17 protein-coding genes and 1 pseudogene are annotated in these 11826 nt (G+C 35.4%); 17 read left to right on the top strand and 1 reads right to left on the bottom strand.

Going from position 1 to position 11826, the window contains the following annotated elements; all coding sequences use genetic code 11:
- Positions 1-90 precede the first annotated feature (90 nt).
- From FS628_RS02655 to FS628_RS02605, 11 genes are all read left to right on the top strand, one after another.
- On the top strand, positions 91-792 hold the full coding sequence (locus FS628_RS02655; protein ID WP_260870915.1) for a hypothetical protein: 702 nt from the start codon (positions 91-93) through the stop codon (positions 790-792).
- A gap of 167 nt (positions 793-959) precedes the next feature.
- Positions 960-1343 (top strand): hypothetical protein, encoded by a 384-nt coding sequence (locus FS628_RS02650; RefSeq protein ID WP_145318609.1) that lies wholly within the window; start codon positions 960-962, stop codon positions 1341-1343.
- Positions 1344-1496: 153 nt separating this feature from the next.
- Positions 1497-1973: a hypothetical protein gene (locus tag FS628_RS02645; RefSeq protein ID WP_145318606.1), complete on the top strand. Its 477-nt coding sequence runs from the start codon at positions 1497-1499 to the stop codon at positions 1971-1973.
- A gap of 273 nt (positions 1974-2246) precedes the next feature.
- The gene (locus tag FS628_RS02640; protein WP_145318603.1) at positions 2247-2873 is read left to right on the top strand and encodes a Type 1 glutamine amidotransferase-like domain-containing protein; all 627 of its coding nucleotides are present in this window, start codon (positions 2247-2249) and stop codon (positions 2871-2873) included.
- A gap of 180 nt (positions 2874-3053) precedes the next feature.
- Positions 3054-3890, top strand: coding sequence for a Cof-type HAD-IIB family hydrolase (locus tag FS628_RS02635; RefSeq protein WP_222125170.1), 837 nt, complete (start codon positions 3054-3056; stop codon positions 3888-3890).
- A gap of 201 nt (positions 3891-4091) precedes the next feature.
- Positions 4092-4805, top strand: coding sequence for a nucleotidyltransferase domain-containing protein (locus FS628_RS02630; protein ID WP_145318597.1), 714 nt, complete (start codon positions 4092-4094; stop codon positions 4803-4805).
- 147 nt (positions 4806-4952) lie between these two features.
- Positions 4953-5417, top strand: coding sequence for a VOC family protein (locus tag FS628_RS02625; protein WP_145318594.1), 465 nt, complete (start codon positions 4953-4955; stop codon positions 5415-5417).
- 177 nt (positions 5418-5594) lie between these two features.
- Complete coding sequence (locus tag FS628_RS02620; protein ID WP_145318591.1) at positions 5595-6227, top strand: hypothetical protein; 633 nt, start codon at positions 5595-5597, stop codon at positions 6225-6227.
- Between the two features lie 144 nt (positions 6228-6371).
- On the top strand, positions 6372-7184 hold the full coding sequence (locus FS628_RS02615; protein ID WP_145318588.1) for an inositol monophosphatase family protein: 813 nt from the start codon (positions 6372-6374) through the stop codon (positions 7182-7184).
- A 192-nt stretch (positions 7185-7376) separates the two neighbouring features.
- Positions 7377-8030, top strand: coding sequence for a lysozyme inhibitor LprI family protein (locus FS628_RS02610; RefSeq protein ID WP_145318585.1), 654 nt, complete (start codon positions 7377-7379; stop codon positions 8028-8030).
- Between the two features lie 6 nt (positions 8031-8036).
- Complete coding sequence (locus FS628_RS02605) at positions 8037-8675, top strand: GNAT family N-acetyltransferase (RefSeq protein ID WP_260870914.1); 639 nt, start codon at positions 8037-8039, stop codon at positions 8673-8675.
- 183 nt (positions 8676-8858) lie between these two features.
- On the opposite strand, the pseudogene FS628_RS32535 reads toward FS628_RS02605, so the two are convergent.
- A pseudogene (locus FS628_RS32535) lies at positions 8859-9111 on the bottom strand (hypothetical protein).
- Positions 9112-9168: 57 nt separating this feature from the next.
- On the opposite strand from FS628_RS32535, the gene FS628_RS02595 reads away from it, so the two are divergent.
- The 6 genes from FS628_RS02595 (at position 9169) to FS628_RS31865 (ending at position 11818) form a co-directional block, all read left to right on the top strand.
- Positions 9169-9393, top strand: coding sequence for a helix-turn-helix domain-containing protein (locus FS628_RS02595; RefSeq protein ID WP_186327701.1), 225 nt, complete (start codon positions 9169-9171; stop codon positions 9391-9393).
- A 171-nt stretch (positions 9394-9564) separates the two neighbouring features.
- Positions 9565-9795 (top strand): hypothetical protein, encoded by a 231-nt coding sequence (locus tag FS628_RS31235; RefSeq protein ID WP_186327777.1) that lies wholly within the window; start codon positions 9565-9567, stop codon positions 9793-9795.
- A complete protein-coding gene (locus FS628_RS02590) occupies positions 9773-10273 on the top strand; it encodes a GNAT family N-acetyltransferase (RefSeq protein ID WP_260870913.1) in 501 nt (166 codons plus the stop codon). The genes FS628_RS31235 and FS628_RS02590 overlap by 23 nt, the downstream gene beginning before the upstream one ends.
- A gap of 205 nt (positions 10274-10478) precedes the next feature.
- Positions 10479-11006, top strand: coding sequence for a hypothetical protein (locus FS628_RS02585; protein ID WP_145318579.1), 528 nt, complete (start codon positions 10479-10481; stop codon positions 11004-11006).
- 345 nt (positions 11007-11351) lie between these two features.
- Positions 11352-11633 (top strand): NUDIX domain-containing protein, encoded by a 282-nt coding sequence (locus FS628_RS02580; protein WP_145318576.1) that lies wholly within the window; start codon positions 11352-11354, stop codon positions 11631-11633.
- Positions 11630-11818, top strand: coding sequence for a hypothetical protein (locus FS628_RS31865; RefSeq protein WP_222125169.1), 189 nt, complete (start codon positions 11630-11632; stop codon positions 11816-11818). Before FS628_RS02580 ends, FS628_RS31865 begins: the two co-directional genes overlap by 4 nt.
- Positions 11819-11826: the final 8 nt, after the last annotated feature.

Raw genomic sequence — 11826 nt, 5'->3', positions numbered from 1 at the left:
AATATAAAAGTTAATTTCGCCTAACATATTCACGCTGCGGTCGTGAGCCCTTGGTCCGGTGTACGTCGGACACCCAGCATACGCTGGGTCGTGAATACAGGAACGTTAGGCGAAAAGCTCATAGTAGATAATAATAAAGGGGATTACATAATGGAGTATGGTATTATCCGCATGAAAGATGTATTTCCACGTGATAATGATGTTGCTAAGTGGGTAGTTGGTTTAGCGGTCATATATAATGACTTAATCTTTCTAAAGAAGAAATTATTCCAAACTTCAGATGTGATTTCGGACTTGATATCAGAAGCCCCATCTATTCTTAAAATTCTCATTTCTTCCCTAAGAGAAGCTATTTTCTATCTTGAGGAGTCAGAAAAATCAGTACAAATAAGGTCATATATTAATTCTTTACCGGAGCATTTAATCCAGATGCATATGAGTCTTAAACTGCTATTTAGAAACGGTGAAAAAGCAGATCTGTTACAAAAATTTTCAAACACAAGAAACATAACGTACCATTACTCTAAACCTCAAAAGAACGAACTGTCAGAAGCATTAGAAGCGTTAAGTAATGAAATTATATTTTACGATGAGAGAGACCAAAAGTTTTTGTTTGCAGAGCACGTAAGAAATACAATTTTATTAATATCTTTATTTTCGTCTAATGAAATCAAATTAGAACAAGAGTTGCCCATATCAGAAATAATAATAAGTATTAAAGAAACTATAGAGACCTTCATTGATTTTTCTAACAAGGTAAGTAAACACTACTTGAAAGATTTTGTTAAGTAATTCATTGAGGCATCGCCTAACATAATATTCACGCTGTGGCTCCTGTGGAGCCTTGGTCTGCTAGATGGATTTCGGAGAGGAATTTCAGCAGACAACCCTTCTCGGGCTCGTGAATACAGAACGTTATCTGCAATTCGTAAAAATCAAATTTAACAAAAGGAGAAAACATGAAGCCAGAAATTTTAATAAGTATTATAAGCCTTGGTATAGCCTTAGTTACAGTAGTATCAAATAGTGTGATTTCAATTATTTCTAAAAGGTATGACTACAAGTCATCTATACTTCAAATTACGCTTGACTCTGCTTATAAAGAATATGAGTTTAGAGCAAATAGTGAGTTACAAAAAGCTAAAGAAGAAAATAGAGAACCTCATGTGCTATCCTCTACAGAATATTTGATTTTTTATTCAAACATCGCAAAATTATTAAGCAAAAAGAAAATCACTGAAACAGATATCATAGAAACTTTAAAAACCAATAAAGAAACAATTGACGCTTATTATAAGAATAAAGATAGTTTTAGACCGGAATATCATAAAAAAGAAACATAATAGACTAAACCATGAGGCGATAAAGCACGAACAACAGATAACAATATATTCACGCTGTGGACATTCGTCCTTGGTCCGGCATGCACTGGGTCGTGAATACAGGAACGTTATAAGAAATTGCGCAAAAGATATATCGAATTAAAAGGAGATACCATGGCAGATGCACAGTGGCTAGGAAATGCAATTACGGCTTTAGCAACAATTTCTGCTTCAGCACTGACTTTTTATGGTGCGTATATGATTAGCAAAAACAATCAAAAAAATGATAATAGTAAGTTTCAAAAACAAATTGAATGGGAAAGGGAAAAGCTAGAAAAGGAAGTTAACAGAAAAGAGTATATAGATAAGCTGAAAATTTATAATAAAATTCTTAAAGTAGATGGAGAAGTTATGATTGTTACTTCATATCCAGAGGAATTTGATTTTAATAATTATCATGAGAAAGTAAGACCCCTATTATTCGAAGATTTTCATTTAATAGATCAAGATATCAAAGTTATAGTTAGAGAAATTGATGGGATTATTGCTCTCTGTAACTTTTATGAAGAGGTTCAGAAAGAACATAATGAAAAACTAATGAAATTGTACTTTAAACTCATTGAAAAAATCGATAATCATTATAAAAGATAAGAAAATCATTTTAATCAAGTATGAAGATTAATTCGGGGAAGGAGCAACATCTTATAACATTATATTCACGTTGCGGATCGGCTATCGCCGCTATTTGGTCCGCTAGAGGGTATTGGCAGAGAGGCTAATTCAACGGACACATCGATCTCCCTAAGATAAGAGCTATCTAAGGGGGATCGATGTCGTGAATAAAGGAACGTTAGCAGAAATCAGGGGAATGCTTAATTAAATTATAATGATTAGATAAACTATTAGTTAAGGACGGTGATTTCAATGAGTAGCTTGTTATTAACTTCTTGTGGTTTTTATACTGATGATATTAAAAATCAATTTCTGGATTTTATTGATGGAGATATTTCTCAATTAAAAGTCTCAATTATTACAACAGCATCCCCTAGAAAAGAAACTAATAGATATGCACAAAGAGCAATGCAAGAGTTTAAGGATATGGGATTTCAGCATATCAATTTTGTAGATATTGAATTTGATGACCCGCAAATTCTCTTACATAGAGATGTTATATATATTAATGGTGGAAATCCATTTACACTATTGTATTACGCTAAGAAAAGTGGTGCTGATGAAATTATCAGAACACTGGCCGCACAGAATGTAATTATAGTTGGAGTAAGTGCAGGAACGTTATTACTGGGGCCGAATATTAACATTGTCGATTTCTTTACTCCACAGATGAACACAATGAATTTAACGGATTTTAAGGCATTAGGTGTAACAGACAAGCTTATTTTTCCTCACTATGATAGAGAGGACATATTTAAAGATAGTACTAATAAAACAATCGAAGAGAGAATAGTAGAATTTGAATGCAATGAGAAATGTAAGGTGACAAGGCTTAAAGATGAAGAATATATCTCAATCTTAATGAACCAAGCACATTGAAAGTGATAAATTCATTGAAAGTAGCTCGAAGAAGACCCTAAAATCTTGCCAACACCGTATTCACGCTGCGGGGCTACGCCTCTTGGTCTGCCAGTGGGGGGTCGAGGAAGTGGTATCCAGCAGACAACTCCTGTGAGGATAAGTCTTCGACCCAGTCGCTCCATTAAGTCTCTCGGGTTCGTGAATACAACAACGGTAGATAAAATAACGAAGAAGTTTATATTGGGAGTTGATTCATTGAAGTATTCAACTGTAGTTCTTGACTTGGACGGAACATTATTAAATTCAAAAAAAGAAGTATCTAAGAGAAACGTAGATGCGATCTTATCTTGTTATCAGAAAGGAATGAGAATAATATTTGCAACAGCTCGACCGCCCAGGGCGGTTAATTGGTTGCTTCCACAAGGATTAGTAGATATCGGGGCTTTTGTATATTACAACGGAGCTCAAGTGATATGTAAGGAAACCAAGATAGAAATTAATGAATCAATCCCTGCTAATGTAACTACAGAAATTCTTGATTACTGTTTGAAGTGTGACCCTCAAATTGAACTGACTATTGAAGTGAAGGATGAGTGGTTTAGTTTAAGAGAGCTTGATTATATGAGCTCAATGAACACACAATCAAACCCCATAGTAAAACCCTTAAAAGAATTAAAGCAATATGATGCTACGAAGATACTTCTGACTGGCAATAATCACAATTCTGGATTGTTTGAAAAATTCGAGGGTAGAGTGAATATACTAATTACGGATAATAATAAATTAGTACAAATCATGCCTCTTCTGGCATCTAAGGAAATGGCAATTACTAAACTCTGTGAATTATATAATGTAGAATTGGATTCCGTTATTGTATTTGGTGATGATCATAATGATGTAGGCCTCTTTAAGATGGCGGGATATTCTATTGCTATGGGAAATGCGATTAGGGAATTGAAGGAAATCGCTGATGAAATAACCGTTAATAATGATGAAAACGGTGTTGCTGTAAGTCTAGAAAGATTTTGTGGGTAACTCAAGGTTACTTTATCTAACAGTACATTCATACACCGTCGCACTTGCTCCTCGGTCGCCAAGAAGGATATCGGAGAAGTTGATTAAGGCGACACATTCAATCAGCTAAGTCTATTAACTCGTTCCCTACGGTAAGCTGCTTGAACGTCAGGAATACAACAACGTTAGCCGAAAGAAGTTCTTATTTTAGGAGGAGTCTATATGATATTAGAAAAAGTTATAAATAGAATTGCAATACAAAGTGAATATAAGGATTTGGTTGATAAGTATAAAGATCATATACTTAACGAATTTAAAGGTAAGATTCATAGCATTTATATGTGTGGCTCGATTCCAAAAGGAACAGCTCAACCTTTTAAGTCAGATGCAGACTTTACTATTGTATGTGCAAATCCCGAAGATATTGATTACGAAAGATTGTCAATGATTAAAGACAGGCTTTTGGAAGAATATCCATTCGTCACTAAGATGGATACGATCATTTGCTCGATTGATGATGTATTAAGTAGACCGAATGATTGGGGTTTTTGGATTAAGATCATTTGTGTTTGCATACATGGGGAGGACATTGGTGAAAAAGTACCCCCGATCATAATTTCTCCAGAATTCATTTTAGACTTAAATACAGATACCAAGGAGGAAGTAGATCGTGTACATCGTTCACTTTCTAATGTTAGTGATCACTCAATGAAAACTAGATATATTAAAGGTTACTCTAAGAGATTAATTCGTGCATTATATTCTTTGGTTTTAGAAGATACAGGGGTATGGGAAGATGAAATCATTAAGATGAAGAATGCCATATTAAACTATTGTGAGATTAACTCCGCTTTAGTTGAGTATCTATATGCTTGTTACTTGGATAGTAGCAATATACTTGTTGAAGAGTTTCTGAGAATTGCAGATGAAGTATAATGGCTGCTTCCAGAAATTCATTTGGCTAACAATATATTAACGATCGTAATCACCTTGAGAAGCGAGTGACCACATCCAGTCCCTAAGCCCGTCGGGACATCGCCAATACAAAACGTTATCTGAAACTAGCAAGATTGAAAGGAGAAAATAATACTTGGGTTGTATGAAGCACATTTACCAGTGAGTAACTTACATCAATCTATTGAATTTTATTCTAAATTAGGATTAGAGCTGGCCTGGAGAGATGAAGATACAGCGTTCTTCTGGATTGAAAAAGAAAAGAGTTGGGTCGGTCTATGGCAGGGCAAAGAGCATAAAACTTCTTATCATCCATCATTAAGGCATATAGCATTTCGAGTGAGTTATGAAGATCTTCGAGACAGTGTGAAATGGCTTCAAACCATTGAAATAGAGCCTGTCCCATTTGGAAAAAGAGATTCAATAGATCCATTTGTTAGGCCTAATCAGGGAAATGCTTCAGTCTACTTCAATGATCCAGATGGAAATAGTTTAGAATTAATGTGTTTTGTAAGTGTCCCTGAAAACTTGAAGAATATATCCAATAAATTATCAATAGAAGAATGGGAAGATCTTTTGAAAGAAAAAAACTAAAGAATGTATTGGGGTATTTAAAAGAAGTATCAGCATCAGATAACATAATATTCACGCTGCGGCTCCTTCGGAGTCTTGGTCTTCTGGATGAAAGCGCTTCAGAATAAGCATTCAACTACGTTGAACGTAAGAACACAGAAACGTAGGCGAAATAATTGCTAGTGGAAGGAGATTTAAATGCATATTAGAGGAATAATTCTTGAAGGATACTCAAATGCTGGGAAGACTTCAGTATTAAAAGCAATTAAACGTTATCAATCACAAGAAGAATCCTCAGAACGGAGCGTAGTTATTCTTGGAGAACATTATTCTCAAATTTTGAATAATAAACATGGAGAATATGTAAGTCTAACCCGAGAAGGACACATTGAGTTACTTAGAGAGCGGGTTGAAATGCTAAAGAAACTTAACGAATGGGCAATTCAACTTGGTCCTGCATCTAGAGGATCTAGGGGACTATTTTATGTTCTGGAGAGGTTTCACTTAAATCATAGAGCTGCATTTGTAGATTCGGATTTGGATGAGATAAATAAAATAGAAGAACAGCTTGAGTCTTTAAACGCTAGGTGTATTTTGCTTACAATCTCGCCCGAAGTCGTAGAAGAAAGAATTAAAAGTAGACAACCAGAAGAATGGATCTATAAAACAGAAGAAGAAGTAAGATCGTCGGTAAGTGAATTATTAAGAATTCAAAATGTATTAAGACATCAAGCTCAAATCTCAAGAGTGCCAACAATAGAAATCAATACAGATGGTAAGGATTGGGATGAGTATGTAAGGGTAATCATGGAGGGCAACGACATCGCCTAACCAGATGTTCAAGCATCGTCGCTAGTGCTCCTCGGTCTGGTAGAAGTTATAAGCAGGAGAATGTATTTAGCCAGACGTATCAGGCATTGGCCGGTGGTCGTGAACACAAAATGTTAGATTAAATCAGTTAAAATCAATATCAATATGAGGTGCGTAATAGATCGTAAGATTATTCAAACCGCAAAAGAGATAGCAATAAGAATTATTCGGGAAGCAGGTCTAATCTCTAAAGAGAAGTTTGATAACTTTGTTGAACTGAGATCTAAAGATGAATTTGGCGATGTGGTTACTGAAGTAGATCATATCTGTGAAGAAATCATCATCAAACAAATACAAGACGTATTTCCAGATCATCAGATACACAGTGAAGAGGCAGGACTTATCGGAACTAAGCACGATTGGTTATGGTTAATTGATCCTTTAGATGGAACTAATAATTTTGCGATTGGTTTACCTGTTTTTGCGATATCAATTACCTTAATGTACAAAAGAGAGCCTGTTCTTGGAGTTGTCTATGAACCTCTAACAGAACGTTTATTTGTATCTGTTATTGGTGAAGGGACAAGCTGCAATAATCGACAAATACAAATTAAGAGTAACCCGAATATTTTCAAAGGAAATATAGGTTGGATTCAAGGTCACAGAGTACAAAACGACCCACAAGCAGTAAAACTAAGACAACACATTGATATTAGATTTAAACGAATGTTAAGATTGTGGGCTCCAACGCTTCAATGGTGTATGTTGGCCAAAGGAGATATTGATGGAATTGTTCTGTACAATTCTGAAGGTTATGACTTGTATTCAGGTATCTTAATGGTTAAGGAAGCAGGGGGGCTTGTTATAGATTTTGAAGGAAATAAGTTTAATGGAATGAAAGAAGAACCTTATTTAATTGCATGTCACCCAGACCACAAAGAAGAATTATTGCAAATTGTAAGAGAAGGATTGAGTTAACGCTAGAAGCAACTGATTTCAAATACCATTATATTCACGCTTCGGAGCTTGACAGCTCCTCGATCGGCAGGGAAGAGAATCAGCGGACACATCCGTACGACTAAGCGCCTCGCGGCCGCTCCCATTGGTCTCTTAAGTTGGTGGGAGGATCGTGGATACAGTAACGTTATGTGTCATTAAAGGAGATAATTTATGAAAGGTAAGATACTCTTATTATTATTTATTACAATAGTGTTTTCATCTTGCCAAAATAGTAGTCAATCGACTACCTTGAACAGCGAAACTAAATCAAAAATGAATTCTGAACTGCCTCCTGATGAAGTGAGTACAGGTAATGGAACAGAACCGAAAGAAATAACTGAAGGTCGATCAGATGCTTCTAACAATGAAGTGTTATCCATGAGCATTGGGAACTATGAATTGAAAGGAGAATTTTATGATGAAATGCTTCGAAATCCTATAGATCATGATTATGAAGTGGAATTTAATGAGGCTCAAAATTCAAAAGAGATTATTACAACAATGGGATGGGGGGCGTTGGAAAGCAAATATACAGAGATTTGGGATAAAGAGTTGAATCAAATATATAAAAAGCTTAGTTTTAAGTTGGATAGAGAACCAAGAGAAGCACTAATTGAATCGCAGAAAGAATGGTTACAGTATCACTTAAGGGAAACAAAATTTGTAGAGAAGACATTTATTAATAATGGTTACCTAGGATCACAAGGATTGGTAAGCCTAGGCACGGTTATACGGGAGAGAATTAGGGAAAGAACAATGCAATTATTTGAATATCGATATTTGTTAGATGGTGAAGTTGAGTTTTTATACCAAAGTAAAAAATAAATAGAGTTGGAATCTTTATTACAGGTTTTAGGTGATGCTTGGAAGAGAGTAACGGGCATAACTGTATTCAAGTTGCGGGGATACCACGCCTTGGTCGCCTGCGAAGTTTCGATGAAGTGCATTGAAAAAACAAAAAAGGAGTTAGATGCAAACATGGAATTAAAACTTGTCCGAGTAAATTCTGAAGATAAAAGTATACTAATCAATTTATATGAATTGTACGAGTATGATTTCAGTAAATATACAGGTCGAGATATAGATAGAAACGGAAAATTTGAAGTAAACATAGATTATTATTGGGAAGGCGACGAAAGATGGAATCCATTTTTTATAGAAGTAGCAGGTATAATCGTTGGTTTTATAGTAGTCCTTTTTGAGAATATGGATACTGATCCAGATCCGACGCATGTGATATACGATTTTATGGTTTTACAGAAATACAGAAGATCAGGTATAGGTCGTAAAGCAGCGTTAGAAGCATTTAAGATGTACAAAGCGAATTGGAAGATTTCGCAAATGGAGAGCAATCTTCCGGCAAGGACATTTTGGAGAAGTGTAATAGAAGGTTTTAAAGGAACTAATTACACTGAACACTATGTACAAGATCGAAAAAAATATATACAGGAATTTAGTACAAGAAATTAAAAGCATTTAATGAGGACTAATTTAGTACGGCATCGCCTACCATCATATTTACCTGCGGACCGGCTAGTACCTATCCTAGGTCCGCCCGAGGCATTCCAAGGAAGTGGACCGACAGGGTTCGTGAATACGTGTAAGTTATACAACAGAATCAAAAACAATAGAAAAAGAGGGTCATATAACCCTCTAAATACTAGAATTCTGCAATTACAAAATAGTTGTAGGGCATCTTTGAAACCTTGTATGTAGATACTTCTTTCTAGGGTGGATTGGAGTGAGATTTGTGCGTCTTCGTAAAGAAAAACTGTATGTTGAAGTTGATCGGGCAAAGCATCACGAAGTGTCTAAAATATTCATCTGTCTCAGCAGAAAGCTGAGTGTATTCTCTATGACACTCCAAAAGCTTAGTATAGAGCAATTCTAAACGTATTCTTATCAGTGGTTTTGTTGATGATTACTAATATGAAAGATAAGATAGAATTACGGAGGGGAAAAGATGAACATAATCAAGTGTAATATACGAGAACTCATGGCAGAACATCGAATAGATGATATAACAGAATTGATGGTAAAATCGGGCATAAGTCGGAATTCAATCAATAAGCTCTATAGGGAAACAAATATAGAAACAACAAAGTTGGAAACTTTATTCAAGCTATGCGATACATTTAACTGTAAATTATCTGATTTGATTGAATACGTACCAGGAGAAAATAAATAGTGAAGGTCGATTTGCGAAGCGATTCAGTCCTACAACATAATATACAAGTAGTGGCGCCTTCTGAGCCTTGGTCTGGGGATGGATTTCGAGAAGGAATTCAGCAGGCAACCTCTTTGGAGTTCATGAATACAGAAAATTTATATGAAATTATGAATAAAAGGAGAAACCAAAATGATTTTAGAAATATCTGTGGATGAAAGAATATTAAAGATAGATGTTTCACCGAAAATGGTTTATGAATCTAATGGAACACTTTATGAGTTTCCTCATTTAGAATTTAATGAAGACTACCCACCAATTTATCATACAATCTCTGTTGTAGTTTCAATGGAACAAATCGATATGGAATGTACATTGGACGCAAGAGGTAGAAAATCAATTGAAAGAAAAATATTATTTTGAAAAAAATGAGGATCAAATAGTTGTTGCTAGATTAGAAGTGACGGAATTTCCAAATGAATGGAAAGAAGAAATGAGGGGTTCTTGGTTTTGTTGGCTTGATGTACTAGACGGAGATTATGCAGTAATTGGTGAACGAGCTGATAGAATTGTAAATGAAGATATATATGGAGAAGTTTTGGAATACGGGAACTTATATTACATACAGAGATTAGACGTACATCCGGAATTTAGAGGGCAAGAGGTAGGTTTAAAATTAATTCAACATACTTTTAAATACATGCTCAGAAATGCGAATGGAATTGTATTCGTGATTGCAAAACCAATGAAATCAAAACTATCAAAGAAGTCTGATGTTTTTAGAAGTTCAATTAGATTATCAAATTACTATAAGAGATGTGGTTTTAAGAGGATTAGAGATGGAAGTACTAAATCAATTGTTATGGAAGCTTGTATAGAAGAATTGCATTTGGACAGTTAATACTTCATTTATCATTTTATCCTCGCATCGAATCCTGAAGGTTCCTCGATCCGCGAGAAGAAATTTTGAAAAGTAGAATCAGTGGTCAACTGACTAACCCCATAGCGGTCGGCTCATGACGGAGCGTTAAGTCGGTGATACGTCGTAGATACTAGAACGTTATATGACAGTACGATGATAGAATTTTAATGGAGGGATCTTGAGGATGACAAATAAAGAATACAAAGAACTAGTAGAAGCTAAGTACGGTAAGTCCTTAAAAGAAGTAATGTCTGAATTGTGTGTAGATAGAAGTTTAAATAAATGGGACGGAGCTAAAATATTAGGAGTGCCAGAAAAAACATTTGTTGCTTGGAGAACTCAATTTCGTTTCGGTCCTGATCAGTTAAAGTATGATCGTGCTGTGAAGGTAAGAAATGAAACGATCAGTACATATAAAGAGCAACTACAAAACACTAATATACAAAGAAAATTTAAACACAATAAAGAGAGTTCTTTAAAAGGTTTCCGAGAGTTAATGGAAAGGAAATTGGAACTAGAAAAACTAAGAAGGTCGTTAATAGAAGAAAAGGACTCACTGGGGGACATGTCAGTTCTATTAAAAATTGCAACGATTGAAAGTGTACTGGAATATCTAAACGAATATGAGCAACATAACGAGAACATAGAAAATCGATTTATTAAAGAAGTAGAAATGATGGAACTATTTTTAAATAGAGAAGACAAATATTAATAAATCATGTACCCATATATAACATAATATACACGCGGCGGGCATACGCCCTTGATCTGACAATAGCCGAACGCTTAGAAGAATGCACTTACATACTATAATGCCATATTCATGCATCGGGCATACCCCTCGGTCCGGCAGGAGTTAGAAGTGGGATTCGGGGAAGTATTTTCAATAATAGGGAAGCGGAAGCAGCCGGACACATCCGCACCTACTAATCGCATCGCGGCCGGACCCTGGCGGGTCCTTAAGTCGGTGGGAGGTTGTGGATACAGGAACGTTAGCTGAAAGAGCTCAAATTATATTTATGTGGGCTAATTGCATAGAAGCTGGGGGGACATATTAATGATTAGAACAGTTTCACTTTGTGTTATCCGAAGAGGGGAAGAACTACTGTTAGAAGAGTTTTTTGATGAGGATGTAGGCATAACTTATTATCGACCTATAGGGGGGACCGTTGAATATGGAGAAAGTAGTAAAATCACCGTAATTCGTGAAGTCAAAGAAGAAATTGATGCAGATATTTCAGAACCTATCTTGATTGGTATTATTGAGAATATATTCAACTACCAGGATCAAATTGGGCATGAAAATGATTTTATTTATGAGGCTGAACTTAACTTATGAATAGATCACTTTACGATTTGGAAGAAATAGATGGTATAGAAGGAAGTAAACCCTATAAAGCAGTATGGAAACCACTAAATTATTTTAAGGGGAATTTGACAGTAAAACTGGTACCAGATGGGTTACTAGAGTTGCTTCAAGACGGAACAGATGGGAGATATATTAAACACTTAAGTAAACGATAGCTTGAGGG

Source organism: Paenibacillus xylanexedens (assembly GCF_007676705.1).
Taxonomy (GTDB): Bacteria; Bacillota; Bacilli; order Paenibacillales; family Paenibacillaceae; genus Paenibacillus; species Paenibacillus xylanexedens_C.
The sequence above is the reverse complement of the archived record's forward strand: the minus strand, read 5'-3'. Positions and strand labels throughout refer to the sequence as shown.